Consider the following 21,283-nt stretch of genomic DNA (forward strand, 5'->3'; position numbering starts at 1 on the left):
GTCGCACAAGAATTCAAGGCAGGTAAGAAATGAGCGCTATCAACGTCTTCCAGCAGAACCCCGGCAGTGATGCCAAGGCCCAATCGCCGCTGCACCATGCAGACCTGGCCAGCCTGGTCGGAAAGGGCCGCAACAACGCAGGCGTGACCCTGCGCGAGAAGAAATTCCTCGGTCACCTGACCCTTCGTGGCGACGGCCATGACCCGCAGTTCGCCGGTGCCGTGCACAAAGCCCTGGGCCTGGAGCTGCCGGTGGCGCTGACGGTGGTCGCCAACAGTGAAATGTCGTTGCAGTGGGTGGGCCCCGACGAATGGCTGCTGATCGTCCCGGGCGGCCAGGAGTTCAGCGTCGAGCAGAAGCTGCGCGATGCCCTCGAAGGCCAGCACGTCCAGGTGGTCAATGTCAGTGGCGGGCAGACCCTGCTCGAGCTGCGCGGCCCGAACGTGCGCGACGTGCTGATGAAATCCACCAGCTATGATGTACACCCGAACAACTTCCCGGTCGGCAAGGCCGTGGGTACCGTGTTCGCCAAGTCGCAACTGGTGATCCGTCGCACTGCCGAAGACACCTGGGAGCTGGTGATCCGCCGCAGCTTCTCCGACTACTGGTGGCTGTGGCTGCAGGACGCATCGGCCGAGTACGGCCTGGCCATAGAGGCATAAGGAGCGCAGATCATGAGTCGGGCACCGGACACCTGGATTCTCACCGCCGACTGCCCGAGCATGCTCGGCACGGTCGATGTGGTCACGCGTCATCTCTTCGAGCAGCGCTGCTACGTCACCGAGCACCATTCCTTCGATGACCGGCTGTCGGGGCGTTTCTTCATCCGTGTCGAGTTCCGCGCACCTGACGGTTTCGATGAAGACGCCTTCCGTGCCGGGTTCGCCGAGCGCAGCGAAGCGTTCGGCATGGCGTTCGAGCTGACTGCACCCAATCACCGCCCCAAGGTGGTGATCATGGTGTCCAAGGCCGACCATTGCCTGAACGACCTGCTGTATCGCCAGCGCATCGGCCAACTGGGCATGGAGGTGGTCGCAGTGATCTCCAACCACCCCGACCTGGAGCCGCTGGCGCACTGGCACAAGATCCCCTACTACCACTTCGCGCTCGACCCGAACGACAAGCCGGGCCAGGAGCGCAAGGTGCTCAAGGTGATCGAGGAAACCGGCGCCGAACTGGTGATTCTCGCCCGCTACATGCAGGTGCTGTCGCCAGAGCTGTGTCGGCGCCTGGATGGCTGGGCGATCAACATCCACCACTCGCTGCTGCCGGGGTTCAAGGGTGCCAAGCCCTATCACCAGGCGTACAACAAGGGCGTGAAGATGGTCGGCGCGACCGCGCACTACATCAACAACGACCTCGACGAAGGGCCGATCATCGCCCAGGGCGTCGAGGTGGTCGATCACAGCCACTATCCTGAAGATCTGATCGCCAAGGGTCGCGATATCGAATGCCTGACCCTGGCGCGGGCGGTGGGGTATCACATCGAGCGACGGGTGTTCCTCAATGCCAACCGGACTGTGGTTCTCTGACGCCTGCACTGGCCTCTTCGCGGGCAAGCCCGCTCCTACGGGGGGGCGCGTGTCTGAGAACGGCACTGTGCCTGTAGGCGCGGGCTTGCCCGCGAATGGCATCACCGCTTTCGACCTGCCGTAAACAGACAACCCCCTGTCGCATCCAGTCACTGCGACATCCCCCATCAAGCCCACAATTCCCCTCATTCCAGTAACACAGGCCGCCCAAGGATGGCGGCGCTTCAACCACCGCTGCATAAATACAAATCAAGCGAGGTAAGAGCATGTCTGGTAATCGTGGAGTGGTGTATCTCGGCGCAGGCAAGGTCGAGGTGCAGAAGATCGACTACCCCAAGATGCAGGATCCGCGCGGCAAGAAGATCGAGCACGGCGTGATCCTCAAGGTGGTCTCCACCAATATCTGCGGCTCCGACCAGCACATGGTCCGTGGCCGCACCACCGCTCAGGTCGGCCTGGTGCTCGGCCACGAAATCACCGGTGAGATCGTCGAGTTGGGCCGGGATGTCGAGCGCCTGAAGATCGGCGACCTGGTGTCGGTGCCGTTCAACGTTGCTTGCGGGCGCTGCCGTTCCTGCAAGGAGATGCATACCGGCGTCTGCCTGACCGTCAACCCGGCCCGTGCCGGCGGTGCCTACGGTTATGTCGATATGGGTGACTGGACTGGCGGCCAGGCTGAATACGTGCTGGTACCGTACGCCGACTTCAACCTGCTGAAATTGCCCGACCGCGACAAGGCCATGGAGAAGATCCGCGACCTGACCTGCCTGTCCGACATCCTGCCCACCGGCTACCACGGCGCTGTCACCGCGGGCGTTGGCCCAGGCAGCACCGTCTACGTGGCTGGCGCCGGCCCGGTCGGCCTGGCCGCTGCCGCTTCGGCACGCCTGCTGGGCGCCGCGTGCGTGATCGTGGGTGACCTCAATCCGCTGCGGCTGGCCCACGCCAAGTCCCAGGGCTTCGAGGTGGTCGATCTGTCCAAGGACACGCCGCTGCACGAGCAGATCATCGATATCCTCGGCGAGCCTGAAGTGGACTGCGCCGTCGATGCAGTAGGCTTCGAAGCCCGCGGCCACGGCCATGAAGGCGCCAAGCACGAGGCTCCGGCGACCGTGCTCAACTCGCTGATGCAGGTCACCCGTGTGGCCGGCAAGATCGGTATTCCGGGCCTGTACGTGACCGAAGATCCGGGTGCGGTGGACGCGGCGGCGAAGATCGGCGCGCTGAGCATCCGCTTCGGCCTGGGCTGGGCCAAGTCGCACAGCTTCCACACCGGCCAGACCCCGACCATGAAGTACAACCGCCAGCTGATGCAGGCGATCATGTGGGATCGGATCAATATTGCCGAAGTGGTCGGTGTTCAGGTGATCAGCCTGGACCAGGCGCCGGAAGGGTACGGCGAGTTCGATGCGGGCGTGCCGAAGAAATTCGTGATCGATCCGCACAGGACCTTCAGCGCTGCCTGAGGCCTTTGGCGTCGCTTTGCGGGCCAATCGCGGGACGAGCCCGCTCCCACAGGTGGGGTGACTGCCTGTGGGGGCGGGTTCGTCCCTTACCGACATCCGGCCTGGAACAAAGCTTCAGCCCCCCAGTCCAACGCCTCGTTTCCCAGGCCATCCCGGCCTACGAGGTCCTCCGATGAAAGCATTCACCCTGGCAACCCTGATGACCCTGGCCGCAAGCCCGGTGTTCGCCTTCAACCTCAACGATGCCGCCAACGCTGTCTCGGCCATGCAGACCCCGAAAGGCCAGGTCCAGGCGCCGGCCGCCCAGGCCAATCTGCTCAATACCCTGGGCAGCGAACTGAAGATCACCCCCGAACAGGCTGTCGGCGGCGCTGGCGCCATGCTGGGCCTTGCGCGCAACAACCTGAGCAATGACGACTATGGCCAGTTGACCAAGGCGGTGCCCGGTCTTGACCTGTTGTCCGGTGCCAACGCCTTGGGCGGGCTCAACGGGCTGGGCGAGTTGCTGGGGCAGAACAGCCAGCGCTCGTCGGCGCTGAGCAATGCCCTGGGCAATGTCGAGAATCGCAACGACCTGGATAACGCCTTCAAGGCGCTGGGCATGGATACCGGCATGATTGGCCAGTTCGCGCCGTTGATCCTGCAATATCTGGGGCAGCAGGGCATTGCCGGCTCGTTGCTGCAGAGCCTGGGCAGCCTGTGGGGCAGCCCGGCGGCAGCGGTGCCGTCGGTCTGACGCTGCTGCAGGTTTCGCGCAACGCCAGCCTCAGCGCAACTCTGCGCGCAGTTGCTCGATGCGTTGATCCTTGTCTTCCCACAGCTGGTTGACCCAGGCCTGCACGGTCTGGCGAAACGCCGGATCGCTCTCGTAGTCGCCTTCGCATAATGCCGGGTCCAGCTCGCGTACGCGGATGTCGATGATTACCCGGCTGATGCTGCCGTTGAGCAGGTCCCAGAACCCTGGGGCCTTGTTGCCGGGGTAGACGATGGTCACATCGAGCAGCGCGTCGAGTTGCTCGCCCAGTGCGGCGAGCACGAAGGCGACGCCGCCGGCCTTGGGCTTGAGCAGGTGGCGGAACGGCGATTGCTGCTGTTCGCGCTTGGCTTCGGTGAAGCGCGTGCCTTCGAGGTAGTTGACCACCGTCACCGGCTGGCGCTTGAACAGCTCGCAGGCGGCCTTGGTGATTTCCAGGTCCTTGCCCTTGAGCTCGGGGTGCTTGTCGAGGAAGGCCTTGCTGTAGCGCTTCATGAAGGGGTAGTCCAGCGCCCACCAGGCCAGGCCCAGCAGCGGTACCCAGATCAGCTCCTTCTTGAGGAAGAACTTGAAGAACGGCACACGACGGTTGAGGCTTTCGATCAGTGCGGGAATGTCGACCCAGCTCTGATGGTTGCTGACGCACAGGTAGGAGGTGTTCGCGTTCAGCGTCTCGATGCCGCGGATGTCCCATTGCGTGGGGATGCACAGGGCGAAGATGGCCTTGTCGATTTCCGACCAGGTCTCGGCGATCCACATCACCGCCCAGGAGGCATAGTCGCGACCACGGCCGGGCAGCACCAGCTTGAGCAGGGCGAAGACCATCAGCGGGCAGATCAACACGAGGGTGTTGAGCAGCAGCAGGACAGTTGTGAGAATGCCGGTCAGCAGGCGACGCATAAGGAGACTCTTGTTGTATGAAAGTGTTGTGTGAGATTTGCGGTTGGCAATGATAAGCAGGGTAACGTCCTACGCCAAACGTCCAATGCCCAATGGAAGGGACAAATGTTTCACATTATGTTGGATAGGCTGTGACAACGAACCTATCCTCCCCGCGTAGTCTAAGCACTGTCTCATCTCAAGGAATGCTTCCCGTGAAACCACTGCTTGCCCTCCTGTCGCTGCTGGCGTTGCCGGTGATGGCCGCCGAGCCGACACTCTATGGCCGCTATGAGTACATCAAGCTCCCCGAGATCGGCCAGACCCTCAAGGCCAAGATGGATACTGGCGCGCTGACCGCATCGCTGTCGGCCAAGGATATCGAGACCTTCACCCGCGACGGCGAGGACTGGGTGCGGTTCCGCCTGGCGACCAAGGATGCCGACGGCAAGGTCTATGAACACAAGGTGGCTCGCATCAGCAAGATCAAGGCCCGCTCAGGCGATGAGGAAGACGAGGACGAACCGGCCGAGGCTGCCCGCCGCCCGGTGGTGGACCTGGAGCTGTGCCTGGGTGACGTCAAGCGTACGGTGGAGGTCAACCTGACCGACCGCAGCAACTTCAACTACCCGCTGCTGATCGGCGCCAAGGCGCTGCGTGAGTTCAAGGCGGCGGTGAACCCGGCACGGCGGTATACGGCAGACAAGCCGGACTGCTGATCGTCCGGCCTGGCCTCTCGCAGGCAAGCCCGATCCCCGCAGCTGCAGCGTCAGCCTGCAATTGTGCGAGTGGGCTTGTCCCGCGAAGGGGCTCGGTCAGACAATCGACGACCAGCCCCTCAGAGCCTCACCCATGCCCCACATCCTCATCGTCGAAGACGAGTCCGCCATCGCCGACACCCTGGTCTACGCCCTCCAGGCCGACGGCCATAGCACCACCTGGGTGACCCTGGGCAGCGCCGCGCTCGAACAGATGCGCCAGCGCCCGGCCGACCTGGTCATCCTCGACATCGGCCTGCCGGATATCAGTGGTTTCGAAACCTGCCGCCAGCTGCGCCGCTTCAGCGAGGTGCCGGTGATGTTCCTCAGTGCCCGCGATGGTGAGATCGATCGGGTCGTAGGCTTGGAAATCGGTGCCGACGACTATGTGGTCAAGCCGTTCAGCCCGCGCGAGGTGGCTGCGCGGGTGCGGGCGATCCTCAAGCGCATGGCGCCCAGAGCCGAGACGGCAGTCGATGCGAAGCTGTTCGAGGTCGATACGCTGGGGATGCGCATCCTCTATCGTGGCCAGGCGCTGACGCTCACTCGCCATGAATTCCGCTTGCTGCAATGCCTGCTCGAGCAACCCCGTCGGGTGTTCAGCCGCGAGCAATTGCTCGACGGGCTGGGCGTGGCTTCAGATGCCGGTTACGAGCGAACCATCGACAGCCACATCAAGAGCCTGCGCGCGAAGTTGCGCCTGGTGTCTGGCGATGCCGAACCAATCCAGACCCATCGCGGCCTGGGCTATAGCTATAGCCCGGATCACGCCTGATGCGCCTGGGGATCCGGATCTTTCTGGTGTACTTCCTGTTCGTCGGGTTGTCGGGTTACTTCCTGCTCAATACCGTGCGCGAACAGATTCGCCCGGTGGTGCGCCAGTCTTCCGAGGAAACCCTGGTGGATACCGCCAACCTGTTGGCAGAAATCCTTCACGATGACGTCAAGGCCGGCACGCTTGGGCAAAGTCGTCTGCCTCAAGTGCTCGAATCCTACGGGCAGCGCCGCCCAGGTGCGGATATCTGGGGCCTGGCGAAAAACCAGGTCAGCCACCGCATCTATGTCACCGACGCCAAGGGCATCGTCCTGCTCGACTCCAGTGGCCAGGCCCTGGGCAAGGATTACTCGCGCTGGAACGACGTCTACCTGACCCTGCGCGGCCAATATGGCGCGCGTTCGACCCGCAGCGACCCGGACGACGAAAGCACCTCGGTGATGCATGTGGCGGCACCGATCATGGACAACGGCCAGGTCATCGGTGTGGTGACGGTGGCCAAGCCCAACAGTTCGCTACAGCCCTATATCGACCGCTCCGAGCAACGTTTGCTGACGCTCGGCCTGGGGTTGATCGTGCTCGGGCTGTTGGTGGGCGCTGCGCTGTCCTGGTGGCTGGCGCGGTCGTTGCGCCGTCTCACCCGGTACGCCCAGGCGGTGAGTGAGGGCGAGCGCGCGGCGCTGCCGCACTACAAGGGCGGTGAACTGCTGCAACTGGCCACGGCGGTGGAGCGCATGCGCACCCAGTTGGAGGGCAAGGCGTATGTCGAGCGCTATGTGCATACCCTCACCCATGAGCTGAAAAGCCCGCTGGCGGCGATTCGTGGGGCTTCCGAGCTGTTGCAGGGGCCGATGCCGGATGAGCAGCGGGCGCGTTTTGCCAGCAATATCGAGCGCGAGAGCGAGCGTTTGCAGCAGATGATCGAGCGCTTGCTCAACCTGGCGCGGGTCGAGCAGATGCAGGCGCTGGAAGACGAGCAGCAGGTGCCGCTCGCTGCGCTGGTCGACGAGTTGCTGCACGGGTATGCGGCGCGGATCGACAGTGCCGGGTTGCAGATCAGGCAACAGGTGACGGGCGGGGTGTTGTTGCTGTGCGACCCCTTCTTGCTGCGTCAGGCGCTGGCAAACCTGGTGGACAACGCACTCGACTTCACGCCGGCAGGCGGCACCTTGTCGTTCGAGCTGGTGCACGACGGTGATCGGGTCGCGTTGAGCCTGTTCAACCAGGGGGAGGCGATTCCGGATTACGCCATCGAGCGGGTCAGCGAGCGCTTCTATTCCCTGCCCCGGCCAGGCACCGGGCGCAAGAGCACCGGGCTTGGGCTCAACTTTGTCGAGGAAGTGATGCAACTGCATGGCGGAGCGCTGGCGGTGGATAACGTCGAGGGCGGGGTGCGGGTCAGGCTGTGGCTGCCTGCGCGGCGCGTGAGCTGATTCCTGCTGTCCGCCTCGTCATCTCCACACAATCTGCACAAACCCTCCCTATCGGCTCCATGTGCGCGGCGCAAGCTGCGCCCATCACAACTGGAGCCAAAGCCCCATGAACAAGCCCCTGAGTTTCAAGCTCGGCATGATCGCCCTGCTGATGCTGCTGTTATTGATCCCTCTGTTGATGATCAGTGGCCTGATCGATGAACGCCAGGCCGTGCGCGATGGTGTGCTGCAGGACATCGCCCAGAGTTCGAGCTTCGACCAGCAGATCAGCGGCCCGCTGCTGGTAGTGCCGTACCGCAAGTACCAGCGCCGCTGGATCGACAAGGACGGCAAGAGTGTGCAGGAAACCAGCACCGTCAGCGGCCACCTGTACTTCCTGCCGGAAACCTTCGAGGTCGACAGCCAGGTCGATACCGAACTGCGCGCCCGCGGCATTTACCAGGCGCGGTTGTTCCATGCCAGGAACCGTGTCAGTGGCCGCTTCAAGCTGCCTGAGCGCTGGGGCGTCGACGAGGACTACGAAGACTACCGGTTCGACAAGCCGTTCATGGTGGTGGGCATCAGCGATATCCGAGGCATCGAGAATGCCCTGGAACTGAGCCTCGACGATCAGCGCCTGCCGTTCGAAGCAGGCACCGGCCTGGACTGGATGGCCGGTGGAGTGCACGTCACCCTGCCTTGGCTGGATGGCCAGGCTGCCCGCGAGTTCGGCTATGCCTTCGACCTGGCGTTGCAGGGCACCGGACAACTCCATGTGCTGCCAGTGGGGCGCAGCAGCCGGGTCGAGATGCACGCCAACTGGCCCCATCCGAGCTTCATCGGGAGCTACTTGCCGGCCAGCCGTGAGATCGATGCCCAGGGTTTCACCGCGCGCTGGCAGACCACGTTCTTTGCCACCAACCTGGAAGACGCGCTGCGCCAATGCGCCGGTGCGGACAAGTGCGCGGATTTCAGTGGGCGCACCTTCGGTGTGAGCTTCGTCGATCCGGTGGACCAGTACCTCCGGAGTGAGCGTGCGATCAAGTATGCGCTGCTGTTCATCGCGCTGACCTTTGCAGGCTTCTTCCTGTTCGAGGTGTTGAAGAATCTCAGCGTGCACCCGATGCAATACGTGCTGGTGGGGGTGGCGCTGGCGCTGTTCTACCTGTTGCTGCTGTCACTGTCGGAACACCTGGGTTTTGGCCTGGCGTATGGCTTGTCGGCAGGAGCCTGCGTGCTGTTGATCGGCTTCTACTTGAGCCATGTGCTGCACAGCACGGTGCGCGGGGCGGGTTTTGCGGTGGGGTTGGCGGCGCTGTATGGGCTGCTCTACGGGCTGCTGAGCGCGGAGGACTATGCGCTGTTGATGGGCTCGCTGCTGTGCTTTGGCTTGCTTGGCGTGTTCATGGTGCTGACCCGGCGGCTGGACTGGTCGCGGGTGGGGAGGGCGGCATGAGGGAGGACAAGGTGATCGGGCGCTGGTTGGCGGTTCGGGTGGGGTCGTTGTTTCCTGCCAGGCCGGGTTGAGGCGTTCGCGGGCTTGCCCGCGAACGGGGGTTTCAGGCGACCGGCACGGTAGCCAGCATGGACGGCCGCTGGCTTACCTGGGCATACCATGCAGCCAGCCCAGGCTGTTGCTCACGCCAGCCGAACTCCGGCTGGCGCAGGTCCAGGTAGCCCAGCGCGCAGGCCACGCCGATCGCGGCGATATCGAAGCCAGAGGCGATCTCTGCCAGGTGATTCTGCTCAAGATCCGCCAGGCCTCGGCGGATTTTCTGTGACTGCGCCTGCAGCCAGCCATCCCAGCGCTTGTCCTCAGGACGCAGGAAGCTTTCATAGCGGCTCGACACCGCCGCATCCATGATCGCATCGGCCTGGGAGGCCAGGGTCAGGCGCCGCCAGCGCGCCGAGCCCTCGTGGGGGATCAGCGGGTTGCCGACGTGCTGGCTGTCGAGGTACTCGCAGATCACCCGGCTGTCGTGCAGCACGCTACCGTCCTCCAGGCGCAGGGCCGGGATCTTGCCGATCGGATTGTCCTGGTTGAGCTGCTCGTCACCGCTCACCGGGCTGATGTTGACGGTTTGCAGGCGTACGCGGTCGAGCTGACCGGTCTCGTGCAGCACCAGCAAGACCTTGCGCACGAAAGGCGACAGCGGCGCATGGAACAGCACCATACCCATGTCAATTACCCTGCAGGCTGGGCGGCAGGCACACGCCAGTGCCACCGATGCCGCAGTAGCCTTCGGGGTTCTTGGCCAGGTACTGCTGGTGGTAGGCCTCGGCGAAGTACACGGTCGGCGCCTGGTCGATCTCGGTGGTGATCTCACCGAAACCGGCCTTGTTCAGCTCGGCCTGGAAGGCATCGCGGCTGGCCTTGGCCAGTTCCAGTTGCTCGGGCGAGGTGCAATAGATGGCCGAGCGGTACTGGGTGCCAATGTCGTTGCCTTGGCGCATGCCCTGGGTCGGGTTGTGCAGTTCCCAGAACATCGCCAGCAGTTCGCGGTAGCTGACCTTGTCCTTGTCGAACACCACCAGTACCACCTCGGTGTGGCCGGTCAGCCCCGAGCAGACCTCTTCGTAGGTCGGGTTCGGGGTGAAGCCGCCGGCGTAGCCGACCACGGTGCTGACCACGCCTTCACGCTGCCAGAAGCGTCGTTCGGCGCCCCAGAAGCAGCCCAGGCCGAAGATGGCGAAGTCGATGCTGCCCTCGAAGAATGGGCCGAGCAGCGGGGTGCCTTCGAACACATAGTGGAATTCGGGCAGGGGCATGGGAGTTTCGCGGCCAGGCAGGGCCTGTTCGGCAGTGGGCATGACGTTTTTGTTCACGAGGATTTCCGAGCGCAGGACCATGATTGTTCCTCTGTCTGACAGTGGGAGCGATTGTGGCTTGTTCGCAGGCAAGCCCACTCCTGCAGGGTTGCATTGCAGCCTGCCATTGTAGGAGCGGGCTTGCCCGCGAAGAGGCCCACATGGCCCCTATAGTGCCCGAGGTTTGCGCGCCTGTCAGGCCACCGGCCCGCGCGGGTAGCGCCTGAGCTTGTCGACCAGCTCGCGCCCGGGGATCGGCCGGTCGAACAGATAGCCCTGGCCGACGTCGCAGCGGTGGCGACGCAGGAACGCCAGCTGTTCGGAGGTCTCGATGCCTTCGGCGACCACCTTGAGCTTGAGGTTGTGGGCCATGGCCACCACCGCCGAGGTGATCTCCATGTCGTCCTGGTTGGCGGGAATCTCGCTGATGAAACTGCGATCGATCTTGATGATGTCGATGGGAAACTTCTTCAGGTAGCTCAGCGATGAATAGCCGGTACCGAAGTCATCCATGGCCAGGGTCAGACCCAGCTGCTTGAGCTCGTCGAGCTGGCGCCGGGTGTCTTCGGTGGCTTCAAGCAGCAGGCCCTCGGTCAGCTCCAGCTCCAGCAGGTGCGGGGGTAGCGCTTCTTCCTTGAGAATGGCGCCAATCGAGCTGACCAGCTCGGGGTCGGAAAACTGCTTGGGCGACAGGTTGATCGCCACGTGCAGGTTGCCCATGCCGGCCTCGCGCAATTCCTGGCTCATGCGGCACGACTGGCGCACCACCCATTTGCCGATGGGGATGATCAGGCCGGTCTCCTCGGCCACGCTGATGAACTGGTCGGGGCGGATCATGCCGCGCTCGGGGTGGTTCCAGCGCAGCAGCGCCTCCAGGCCCAGCAGGCGACCACTGCGCAGGCACAGCTTGGGCTGGTAGAAGACCTCCAGCTCGTTCTGGGTCAGGGCCCGGCGCAGGTTGTTCTCGACGAACAGCTTGTAGCTGGCCTCGGCGTTGAGCACTTCGGTGAACACCTGGACCTGATGCTTGCCGTTGGCCTTGGCCTTGTGCAGGGCCAGGCCTGCGTTCTTCATCAGGGTCTGCGGGTCGGCGCCGTGCAGGGGCGCGCAGGCCAGGCCCACGGAGGCGGTGACGTTGATCAGCTGGTTGTCGACGAACATGGGTTTGTCGAGGGTGCGCAGCAACTGCTGGGCGATGTTCTGGCCGTCTTCGAGGCTGGTGTCGTCCAGCAGTACGGCGAACTCGTTGCTGGCAAAGCGCGCCAGGCTGCCGCCGCTGCTCAGGCTGTTGCGCAGACGGCGGGCCAGGCTGATCAGCAGCTTGTCGCCGGTCTGGTGGCCGAGGCTGTCGTTGATCCGCTTGAAGTTATCGATGTCGACCAGCAGCAGGCAGATCGGGATGTCGCCGTCGCGAGCGAAGCGTTCGTCGAGGCTGCGGATGAACGCCGGGCGGTTGCCCAAGCTGGTGAGGTTGTCGGTGTAGGCCAGGCGCTCGATGCGTTGCTGGGCAAGCTTGCTCTGGGTGACGTCTTCGTAGATGCCGATGTAGTGGGTCAGCTCGCGGTTGTCGCCATACACCTTGGAAATCGATAACTGGCCCCAGTAGGGCTCCAGGCTCTTGCGCCGGCTCTTGAATTCACCTTGCCAGCTGTTGCCCATGGCCAGGCTCGACGGTGAGTCGAACAGGATCTGGCTGAGGTTTTCCAGTGCCGGCAGCTCGGCCAGGTGGTGGCCCTGCACTTCGTCGGTGCTGTACTGGGTAATGGCGGTGAAGCTTGGGTTGACGTACTCCACCACCCCGTCGCGGTTGACCAGCAGGAAGGCGCTGGCGCTTTGCTCTACCGCGCGTTGGAACAGGTGCAGGGCGCTGGTGGCGGTGCGGCGGTTGTGGTTGGTGATGACCTGGGCGAACTGGTCGGCCAGCTCACCGGCAAAGGCGATTTCGTCGGACTGCCAGGCCCGCGGCTGGCCGGTCTGCTCCAGACACAGCACGCCGACTACCTGGCCGTCGACGCGGATACTGGCATCGAGCATGGCATTGTCGGCGGTGTTGAGCAGGCCCTGGACCATGTCACGGGTGCGTGGGTCATGGCTGGCGTTGTGGGCGTCGATGGCGCGGCTGGCGTGCAGGGCGTCTAGGTAATCCGGGTAGTGGCTGGCGTCGATCGGCTGCGGCAGGCGGTGAGCCTGCTCGTGCTGGAACCAGGCGGTGATCGGTTCCAGGCGTTGCTCGTTGAGGTACCAGATGCTGGCGCAGTCGAGTTTGTAGATTTCGCAGGCGCTACGGGTGATCAGTTCGGCCGCTTCGAGCAAGGAGTTGCTGGCGCTGTAGCGCTGGCGTGCCAGGCGCAGGATCAGGTCCTGCTGGGCACGCACCCGCTCCAGGTGTTCGAGTTGCTCCTGCTGGGCGCGCTGGTTGAGTTGCAGGGCCAGCTGCAGGCGGCTGTTGCGTGACTCGAGATCGTTTGCGTCCTGGCCTGGGGTTTCCTCGGCCTGGTCGTCCAGCACCGTGAGGTAGCCGCGCAGCAGCTGGCGATTGTGCTGCTTGTAGGCCTCGCCGACTTCCAGCAAGCGCAGGGGCCCGGAGCCCGCGTGCAGGGTATAGCGCACGCGGTAGTGGTTGCGCCGCGCCAGTTGCAGTTGGATCTCGTCATGCAGCTTGTAGCGCGCTTCAGGCTCCATGAGGCTGGCATAGGGCGAGCCGATCAGGGCGCAGAGCTCGGCCGCGGGCAGGCCGAACTGGCGATCGCAGCCAGGGTCGAGGTAGAGCATCGCCCAACTGGCTTCGTTCAGCCGCTCGAAACGCAGCATCCCGAGCCGCGAGGGCACGGGTAACTGCGTCACGACCTCGGCCGCCACACGGCTGGCGGCATCGGGTTGGCTTTTCATCGAAGACTCGCTTGAACAAGGCGTTTGGCGCGGTATGCCGCAGGTAAGCGGCGGCGCGTTGAGCAAGGGTGCATCATGTCCCGTGGGCTGGCAAGCGGCCATATGGGGCAGCGTATGCAGGTTGTCGGCTGGGCGTGGGAAATCTGAAGCTTGTGCGCCTCGCGGCCCTTCATGGGGAGGGTGTTTCCAGGCAAAAAAAGCCCCGCCATGGGCGGGGTTGAGGTACGAGCGTGGCAGCTCGAAATCGGTACCGCCTCCCCGGTTGGGGGAGGCGGGGTGCAGCATTACAGCAGCAGCGTGCGGATGTCCGTCAGCAGGTCGCCCAGGCGCTTGGTGAAGCGCGCAGCGGCAGCGCCGTTGATCACACGGTGATCGTAGGACAGCGACAGCGGCAGCATCAGCTTCGGCTGGAAGGCCTTGCCGTCCCAGACTGGCTGGATGGTCGCCTTGGAAACACCGAGGATCGCCACTTCCGGCGCGTTGACGATCGGCGTGAAGCCGGTGCCGCCAATGTGACCGAGGCTGGAGATGGTGAAGCAGGCACCCTGCATGTCGTCGGCCGACAGCTTCTTGGTGCGGGCTTTTTCAGCCAGCGCAGCTGCTTCGCCAGCCAGTTGCAGCAGGCTCTTCTGGTCGACGTTCTTGATCACAGGGACCAGCAGGCCATCCGGGGTGTCCACGGCGAAGCCGACGTTGACGTACTTCTTGCGGATGATGGCCTTGCCGCTCGGCGCCAGCGAACTGTTGAAGTCCGGCAGCTCCTTGAGCAGGTGGGCACAGGCCTTGAGCAGCAGCGGCAGGACGGTCAGCTTGACGCCGGCCTTCTCCGCCACGGCTTTCTGCGCAACGCGGAAGGCTTCCAGCTCGGTGATGTCGGCGGAGTCGAACTGGGTCACGTGCGGCACGTTCAGCCAGCTGCGGTGCAGGTTGGCAGCACCGACCTGCATCAGGCGGGTCAGGGCGACTTCCTCGACTTCACCGAACTTGCTGAAGTCCACGGCCGGGATCGGCGGGATGCCGGCACCACCGGTCGCGCCGGCGGCTGCCGGTGCTTCCTTGGCCTTCTGCATCATCGCCTTGACGTAGACCTGCACGTCTTCTTTCAGGATGCGGCCGTGCGGGCCAGTGGCGGCAACAGCGCCCAGGTCGACACCGAATTCACGCGCCAGCTGACGAACGGCAGGGCCTGCGTGAACCTTGGCGTTGCTGCCAGCAGCCGGTGCGGTGGCAACCGGTGCAGGGGCAGCAGCTGGGGCGGCAGCAGCGGGTGCGGCTGCCGGAGCAGTCTCGGCCTTGGCGGCTGCCGGGGCAGCAGCTGGTGCCGGAGCGGCAGCAGGCGCTGCGCCCGCGACTTTCAGCTTGAAGATCAGGTCGCCAGTGCCGACTTCATCTTCCAGCTTGCACAGGACTTCTTCGACCACGCCTGCGGCAGGCGATGGGATTTCCATGGAAGCCTTGTCGGATTCCAGGGTGATCAGCGACTGGTCGGCTTCGACGGTGTCGCCGACCTTGACCAGCACTTCGATGATCTTGGCCTTGCCCGACGAACCGATATCCGGCACGTGGATGTCCTGCACGCTGGCGGCAGCCGGTGCTGCGGCAGGCGCAGGAGCAGGGGCGGCTTCAGCGGCGGGTGCTGCCGCCGCAGGGGCAGCAGCAGCCGGGGCGGCGGCCGGAGCCTCAGGCGCCGCAGCGGCGCCCTCGGCTTCCAGGACCAGCAGTTCGTCGCCTTCTTTCAGGCGATCGCCCAGCTTGACCTTCAGCTCCTTGATGACGCCGGCCTTGGGGGCCGGGATCTCCATGGAGGCCTTGTCCGACTCCAGGGTCAGCAGGCTCTGGTCCGCTTCGATGCGGTCGCCGACCTTGACGAACAGTTCGATGATTTCACCTTCACCGCTGCCGATGTCAGGTACGCGAATGAGTTCGCTCACTTAAGTTACTCCTCAGCAGTCCAGTGGGTTGCGCTTGTCCGGGTCGATGCCGAACTTGACGATGGCGTCAGCGACAACCTTCGGTTCGATCTCGCCACGGTCAGCCAGGGCTTCCAGGGCAGCCAGCACCACGAAGTGACGGTCGACTTCGAAGAAGTGACGCAGCTTCTTGCGGCTGTCGCTGCGACCGTAGCCATCGGTACCCAGGACCTTGAACTCTTTGCTTGGTACCCACTGGCGAATCTGCTCGGCGAACAGCTTCATGTAGTCGGTGGAGGCGATGACCGGACCCTTGCGACCGCTCAGGCACTGCTCGACGTAGGTCTGCTGTGGCTTCTGGCCAGGCTTGAGGCGGTTGGCGCGTTCCACGGCCAGGCCGTCGCGACGCAGTTCGTTGAAGCTGGTGACGCTCCACACATCGGCACCGATGTTGAACTCTTCACGCAGGATCTTCGCCGCTTCGCGGACTTCACGCAGGATGGTGCCGGAGCCCATCAACTGAACGTGGTGCGCCGCTTCGCGGGTGTCTTCTTCCAGCAGGTACATGCCCTTGATGATGCCTTCCTCGGCGCCGGCCGGGATGGCAGGCTGCTGGTAGGATTCGTTCATCACGGTGATGTAGTAGAAGATGTCCTGTTGCTCTTCGGTCATCTTCTTCATGCCGTCCTGGATGATCACCGCCAGCTCGTAGCCGTAGGTCGGATCGTAGGTGCGGCAGTTCGGGATGGTGCCCGCCATCATGTGGCTGTGACCGTCTTCGTGCTGCAGGCCTTCGCCGTTCAGCGTGGTACGGCCGGCGGTACCGCCGATCAGGAAGCCACGGGTGCGGCTGTCGCCAGCGGCCCAGGCGAGGTCGCCGATACGCTGGAAGCCGAACATCGAGTAGAAGATGTAGAACGGCAGCATCGGCTGGTTGTGGCAGCTGTACGAAGTACCGGCAGCGATGAAGGACGACATGGCGCCGGCTTCGTTGATGCCTTCTTCGAGGATCTGGCCCTTCTTGTCCTCGCGGTAGAACATCACCTGGTCTTTATCGACTGGCTCGTAGAGCTGGCCGACCGACGAGTAGATGCCCAGCTGGCGGAACATGCCTTCCATACCGAAGGTACGGGCTTCGTCCGGGATGATCGGGACGATGCGCTGGCCGATTTCCTTGTCCTTGACCAGTTGCGCCAGGATGCGCACGAAGGCCATGGTGGTGGAGATTTCGCGGTCGCCCGAGCCGTCGAGGATCGCTTTGAGCGTCTCCAGTGGCGGGGTCGGAACGCTGAAGCTCTTGGCGCGGCGTTGTGGCACGAAGCCACCCAGTGCGGCGCGACGCTCGGCCAGGTACTTGGCTTCGGCAGAACCTTCTTCAGGCTTGAAGAACGGCAGGTTCTCGAGGTCGGCATCCTTGACCGGAATGTCGAAGCGGTCGCGGAAGTGACGCAGGCTGTCGACGTCGACTTTCTTGGTGTTGTGCGCGGTGTTCTTGGCTTCGCCAGCACCGGTACCGTAACCCTTGATGGTCTTGGCCAGGATGACGGTCGGCTGCTCTTTGTGGTTCACAGCCTGGTGGTACGCCGCGTAGACCTTGTACGGGTCGTGGCCGCCACGGTTGAGCTTCCAGATCTCGTCGTCGGACAGGTCTTCGACCATGGCCTTGAGCTCTGGGGTGTTGAAGAAGTTCTCACGGACGTACGCGCCGTCCTTGGCCTTGTAGTTCTGGTACTCGCCGTCGATGACTTCGTCCATGCGGCGCTGCAGGGCACCGTTGGTGTCCTTGGCCAGCAGTGGGTCCCAGAAGCGGCCCCAGACGACCTTGTTGACGTTCCAGCCACCGCCACGGAACACGCCTTCGAGTTCCTGGATGATCTTGCCGTTGCCGCGAACCGGGCCGTCGAGGCGCTGCAGGTTGCAGTTGATGACGAAGATCAGGTTGTCCAGCTTCTCGCGGCCGGCCAGGGCGATCGCGCCCAGGGATTCCGGCTCGTCGCACTCGCCGTCGCCCATGAAGCACCAGACCTTCTGCTTGCCGGCCGGGATGAAGCCGCGGGCTTCCAGGTACTTCATGAAGCGTGCCTGGTAGATCGCCTGGATCGGACCCAGACCCATCGAAACGGTCGGGAACTGCCAGAAGTCAGGCATCAGCCATGGGTGCGGGTACGAAGACAGGCCGTTGCCGTCCACTTCCTGGCGGAAGTTGTTCATCTGCTCTTCGCTGATGCGGCCTTCCATGAAGGCGCGGGCGTAGACGCCTGGCGAAGCGTGGCCCTGGAAGAAGATCAGGTCGCCGCCGTGCTCTTCGGTCGGGGCCTGGAAGAAGTAGTTGAAGCCGATGTCGTAGAGGGTGGCGCTGGAGGCGAAGCTCGAGATGTGTCCGCCCAGGTCCGAGTCCTTCAGGTTGGTGCGCATGACCATGGCCAAGGCGTTCCAACGCACCATCGAGCGAATGCGGCGTTCCATGAACAGGTCGCCAGGCATGCGTGCTTCGTGGGTGACAGGGATGGTGTTGCGGTATGGCGTGGTGATCGCGTAAGGCAGCTGGGAACCACTGCGGGTGGCCAGCTCGCCCATGCGGGTCATCAGGTAATGAGCGCGGTCTTCGCCTTCTTTGTCGAGGACCGACTCCAGGGCATCCAGCCATTCCTGGGTTTCGATAGGATCGAGGTCTTGCATGGCTTGCTCCAGGGCGGAAAGGCAACCAGAATCGGAAGCCTGAGTTTGCGACTGGCCTTTTGGGCAGACGTCGTGAATTCTTGGATTTGCCGGACAGTCATCCGGCGCCGTGTAGTTTTACTACAAATGCTTCGGCATTTCATGCTTTTGAGCAGTCGGGGGAGTAGTAATACTACAGAAAAACGGCTTATGGCCGCCTTTCGGGTTGTGGAGAAAAACGTTCCTGTTGGTTGGTATCGCACTGGCACAAGAGGTTTCTTGATGTTTCGTACCAATGATTTGATTTTTTCAGCTATTTACAACTTTTGTATGACAGTCCAACCGCGGTCCGTCCCTCTTTCGCCTGCACTCACCCCTCTCATTCACGCCGATCAAGGATAGACCATGCGCCTGCCTTTGCCGCTCGATCTGCCTGGCGCCCTGCAACCGCTGGTCGCCCGTAACCGACAATTCCTGCAGGAGGCGCTGGCGGCGCATCCGGATCTTGATCCAGACAGTTGGAGCGCGGCGCATCGCCTGCAGTTCGATCAGGTGGCTGCAGCCAGCGATTTCGTCCTCGAGCAGGCGCAGCGCGAACCGGCAACGCTGTTCGAGCTGCTCGCCAGCGGCGAAATGGATCGCCCCTATGGCCCCGGCCAGTTGCGTGCCCATATAAAAGCTGCCGCAGACGCGGCCCAGAGCGAAGACGAGCTGGCGCGCAACCTGCGCCGTGCGCGCAATCGCCAGCAGGTGCGGATCATCTGGCGCGACATCACCCGCCAGGCCGAGCTGGGCGAGACCTGCCGCGACCTGTCCGAGCTTGCCGACGCCTCGATCGACGAAGCCTATCAATGGCTGTACCCGCGCCATTGCCAGCAGTTCGGCACGCCGATCGGCAACCGCACTGGCCAGCCGCAGCACATGGTGGTGCTGGGCATGGGCAAGCTGGGCGCGGTGGAGCTCAACCTGTCGTCGGACATCGACCTGATCTTCGCCTTCCCTGAAGGCGGCGAGACCGAAGGGGTCAAGCGCTCGCTGGATAACCAGGAGTTCTTCACCCGCCTCGGGCAACGCCTGATCAAGGCGCTGGACCCGGTGACCGTCGACGGTTTCGTGTTTCGCGTCGACATGCGCCTGCGCCCCTATGGCTCGGCAGGCGCGTTGGTGCTCTCGTTCAATGCCCTGGAGCAGTACTACCAGGATCAGGGGCGCGATTGGGAACGCTACGCCATGATCAAGGCCCGCGTGGTGGCAGGCGACCAGGTGGCCGGGGCGCAGTTGCAGGAGATGCTGCGACCGTTCGTCTATCGGCGCTACCTGGATTTCTCTGCCATCGAGGCGCTGCGCACCATGAAGCAGCTGATCCAGCAGGAAGTGCGGCGCAAGGGCATGGCAGAGAACATCAAGCTCGGTGCTGGTGGCATCCGCGAGGTCGAGTTCATCGCCCAGGCCTTCCAGCTGATCCACGGCGGGCGCGATCTGAGCCTGCAGCAGCGGCCGCTGCTCAAGGTCCTGGCAACGCTCGAGGGGCAGGGTTACCTGCCACCGGCAGTGGTAAGCGAACTGCGTGATGGGTACCAGTTCCTGCGTTACACCGAGCACGCGATCCAAGCCATTGCCGACCGCCAGACCCAGATGCTGCCGGACTCGGAGCTCGACCGCGAACGGGTCGCCTACATCCTTGGCTTTGCCGACTGGCAGGCGTTCCACGACCAATTGATGCAGTGGCGCGGCCGGGTCGACTGGCACTTCCGCCAGGTGATCGCCGATCCAGATGAAGAGGAAGCCGAGGGCGAGCTGGTAGTGGGCGGCGAGTGGTCGCCGCTGTGGGAGCAGGCGCAGGACGAGGAGGCCGCCGGTCGCCAACTGGAAGAGGCCGGGTTCAAGCAGTCGGGCGAGGCCCTGCGTCGTTTGGCCTCCTTGCGTGCCAGCCCGTCGCTGCGTTCGATGCAGCGCATTGGCCGCGAGCGTCTGGACGCCTTTATTCCACGCCTGCTGGCGCAGACCGTGGAGCACCAGAACCCTGACCTGGTGCTGGAGCGAGTGCTCCCCTTGGTGGAAGCGGTGGCTCGGCGTTCGGCTTACCTGGTGCTGCTGACCGAAAACCCAGGCGCCTTGCGCCGTCTGTTGACCCTGTGCGCCGCCAGCCCCTGGATCGCCGAGCAGATCACGCGCTTCCCGCTGCTGCTCGACGAACTGCTCAACGAAGGCCGCCTGTTCAGCCCGCCGCTGGCGCCTGAGCTGGCGTCGGAGCTGCGCGAGAGATTGACGCGCATTCCCGAGGACGACCTGGAGCAGCAGATGGAGGCCCTGCGTCACTTCAAGCTGGCCCACAGCTTGCGGGTGGCGGCATCTGAAATCAGCGGCAACCTGCCCTTGATGAAGGTCAGCGACTACCTGACCTGGCTGGCCGAGGCCATCCTCGACCAGGTGCTGGCCTTGGCCTGGCGTCAGACCGTGGCCCGTCATGGCCAGCCCAAGCGCAGTGATGGCACCCTGTGCGACCCAAGTTTCATCATCGTCGGCTACGGCAAGGTCGGCGGCATCGAACTGGGACATGGCTCGGACCTGGACCTCGTATTCATCCACGACGGCGACCCGAACGCCGAGACCGATGGCGCCAAGCCCATCGACGGCGCGCAGTTCTTCACCCGCCTGGGCCAGCGCATCATTCACCTGCTGACTACCCAGACCAACTCCGGCCAGCTCTATGATGTGGACATGCGCCTGCGCCCCTCCGGTGCGTCGGGGCTGTTGGTCAGCTCGCTCGGGGCCTTCGAGCGCTACCAGCAGAACGAGGCCTGGACCTGGGAGCACCAGGCCCTGGTGCGGGCGCGTGTGCTGGTGGGCTGCAAGCAGGTCGGCAGTGCTTTCGAAGCGGTACGTGCCGGCGTGCTGGGCAAGGCCCGCGATCTCGACGCGCTGCGTCAGGAGGTCAGCGAGATGCGCGCCAAGATGCGCGCCAGCCTGGGCAGCAAGAGCACCGTTGCCGGTACCGCCGACAACGCCTTCGAGCCCGGCCAGCCGTTCGATGTCAAGCAGGATGCCGGTGGTATCGTGGATATCGAATTTATGGTGCAATACGCCGCTTTGGCCTGGTCCCACGACCATCCGGCCCTGCTGCGCTGGACCGATAACATTCGCATCCTCGAAGAGTTGGAGCAGGCCGGGTTGATGCCCGCCGAAGACGCGATTTTGTTGCGCGAGGTGTACAAGACCTTCCGCTCCGCCTCGCACCGCCAGGCACTGCAGAAACAGGCCGGGGTGATCGATGCCGGGCAGCTTGTCGATGAGCGCCGCGAGGTGCGGCGGATCTGGGGTGAGCTGGGTCTGAGCTGATTACCGCGCTGGCTTCTTCGCGGGCAAGCCCGCTCCCGCGGGTACACCACAGCACTCAAGATCTGTGTGGTACCTGTGGGACCGGGCTTGCCCGCGAATGAGG

The 21,283-nt window shown here is 63.8% G+C and carries 15 protein-coding genes; 9 read left to right on the plus strand and 6 right to left on the minus strand.

What is annotated here, in order from left to right; translation table 11 throughout:
* Nucleotides 1–29 precede the first annotated feature (29 nt).
* The 4 genes from APH44_RS07950 to APH44_RS07965 all read left to right on the plus strand — a co-directional run bounded on the left by APH44_RS07950 (nucleotide 30) and on the right by APH44_RS07965 (nucleotide 3,734).
* Nucleotides 30–662: a sarcosine oxidase subunit gamma gene (locus tag APH44_RS07950; protein ID WP_054892152.1), complete on the plus strand. Its 633-nt coding sequence runs from the start codon at nucleotides 30–32 to the stop codon at nucleotides 660–662.
* 12 nt (nucleotides 663–674) lie between these two features.
* Nucleotides 675–1,532, plus strand: coding sequence for a formyltetrahydrofolate deformylase (gene purU, locus APH44_RS07955; RefSeq protein ID WP_054892153.1), 858 nt, complete (start codon nucleotides 675–677; stop codon nucleotides 1,530–1,532).
* 266 nt (nucleotides 1,533–1,798) lie between these two features.
* Nucleotides 1,799–2,998 (plus strand): formaldehyde dehydrogenase, glutathione-independent, encoded by a 1,200-nt coding sequence (gene fdhA / locus APH44_RS07960; RefSeq protein ID WP_054892154.1) that lies wholly within the window; start codon nucleotides 1,799–1,801, stop codon nucleotides 2,996–2,998.
* Between the two features lie 172 nt (nucleotides 2,999–3,170).
* The gene (locus APH44_RS07965) at nucleotides 3,171–3,734 is read left to right on the plus strand and encodes a DUF2780 domain-containing protein (RefSeq protein ID WP_054892155.1); all 564 of its coding nucleotides are present in this window, start codon (nucleotides 3,171–3,173) and stop codon (nucleotides 3,732–3,734) included.
* A gap of 30 nt (nucleotides 3,735–3,764) precedes the next feature.
* Here the strand turns inward: APH44_RS07965 and APH44_RS07970 are convergent, their stop codons facing one another.
* Nucleotides 3,765–4,652 carry an acyltransferase gene (locus APH44_RS07970; protein WP_054892156.1) on the minus strand — a complete coding sequence of 296 codons (888 nt, stop codon included), beginning with the start codon at nucleotides 4,650–4,652 and terminating at the stop codon, nucleotides 3,765–3,767.
* A 194-nt stretch (nucleotides 4,653–4,846) separates the two neighbouring features.
* On the opposite strand from APH44_RS07970, the gene APH44_RS07975 reads away from it, so the two are divergent.
* The 4 genes from APH44_RS07975 (at nucleotide 4,847) to creD (ending at nucleotide 9,032) form a co-directional block, all read left to right on the plus strand.
* On the plus strand, nucleotides 4,847–5,350 hold the full coding sequence (locus tag APH44_RS07975) for an ATP-dependent zinc protease (RefSeq protein ID WP_054892157.1): 504 nt from the start codon (nucleotides 4,847–4,849) through the stop codon (nucleotides 5,348–5,350).
* A 133-nt stretch (nucleotides 5,351–5,483) separates the two neighbouring features.
* On the plus strand, nucleotides 5,484–6,164 hold the full coding sequence (creB, locus tag APH44_RS07980; protein WP_054892158.1) for a two-component system response regulator CreB: 681 nt from the start codon (nucleotides 5,484–5,486) through the stop codon (nucleotides 6,162–6,164).
* Nucleotides 6,164–7,597 carry a two-component system sensor histidine kinase CreC gene (gene creC, locus APH44_RS07985; RefSeq protein WP_054892159.1) on the plus strand — a complete coding sequence of 478 codons (1,434 nt, stop codon included), beginning with the start codon at nucleotides 6,164–6,166 and terminating at the stop codon, nucleotides 7,595–7,597. Before creB ends, creC begins: the two co-directional genes overlap by 1 nt.
* A 106-nt stretch (nucleotides 7,598–7,703) precedes the next feature.
* Nucleotides 7,704–9,032 carry a cell envelope integrity protein CreD gene (gene creD / locus APH44_RS07990; RefSeq protein WP_054892160.1) on the plus strand — a complete coding sequence of 443 codons (1,329 nt, stop codon included), beginning with the start codon at nucleotides 7,704–7,706 and terminating at the stop codon, nucleotides 9,030–9,032.
* Nucleotides 9,033–9,135: 103 nt separating this feature from the next.
* Here the strand turns inward: creD and APH44_RS07995 are convergent, their stop codons facing one another.
* From APH44_RS07995 to aceE, 5 genes are all read right to left on the minus strand, one after another.
* Complete coding sequence (locus tag APH44_RS07995) at nucleotides 9,136–9,750, minus strand: glutathione S-transferase (protein WP_054892254.1); 615 nt, start codon at nucleotides 9,748–9,750, stop codon at nucleotides 9,136–9,138.
* A gap of 7 nt (nucleotides 9,751–9,757) precedes the next feature.
* Nucleotides 9,758–10,426 carry a peptide-methionine (S)-S-oxide reductase MsrA gene (msrA, locus tag APH44_RS08000; RefSeq protein ID WP_054892161.1) on the minus strand — a complete coding sequence of 223 codons (669 nt, stop codon included), beginning with the start codon at nucleotides 10,424–10,426 and terminating at the stop codon, nucleotides 9,758–9,760.
* A 153-nt stretch (nucleotides 10,427–10,579) separates the two neighbouring features.
* Nucleotides 10,580–13,273 (minus strand): bifunctional diguanylate cyclase/phosphodiesterase, encoded by a 2,694-nt coding sequence (locus APH44_RS08005; RefSeq protein WP_054892162.1) that lies wholly within the window; start codon nucleotides 13,271–13,273, stop codon nucleotides 10,580–10,582.
* Between the two features lie 284 nt (nucleotides 13,274–13,557).
* The gene (gene aceF / locus APH44_RS08010) at nucleotides 13,558–15,204 is read right to left on the minus strand and encodes a dihydrolipoyllysine-residue acetyltransferase (protein WP_054892163.1); all 1,647 of its coding nucleotides are present in this window, start codon (nucleotides 15,202–15,204) and stop codon (nucleotides 13,558–13,560) included.
* Nucleotides 15,205–15,216: 12 nt separating this feature from the next.
* Nucleotides 15,217–17,862 carry a pyruvate dehydrogenase (acetyl-transferring), homodimeric type gene (gene aceE / locus APH44_RS08015; RefSeq protein ID WP_054892164.1) on the minus strand — a complete coding sequence of 882 codons (2,646 nt, stop codon included), beginning with the start codon at nucleotides 17,860–17,862 and terminating at the stop codon, nucleotides 15,217–15,219.
* 384 nt (nucleotides 17,863–18,246) lie between these two features.
* Here aceE and glnE point away from each other — a divergent pair, with 384 nt between their 5' ends.
* Nucleotides 18,247–21,180: a bifunctional [glutamate--ammonia ligase]-adenylyl-L-tyrosine phosphorylase/[glutamate--ammonia-ligase] adenylyltransferase gene (gene glnE, locus APH44_RS08020; RefSeq protein WP_054892165.1), complete on the plus strand. Its 2,934-nt coding sequence runs from the start codon at nucleotides 18,247–18,249 to the stop codon at nucleotides 21,178–21,180.
* Nucleotides 21,181–21,283 lie beyond the last annotated feature (103 nt).

The organism is Pseudomonas sp. NBRC 111143 (assembly GCF_001320965.1).
GTDB classification, from domain to species: Bacteria; Pseudomonadota; Gammaproteobacteria; order Pseudomonadales; family Pseudomonadaceae; genus Aquipseudomonas; species Aquipseudomonas machongensis.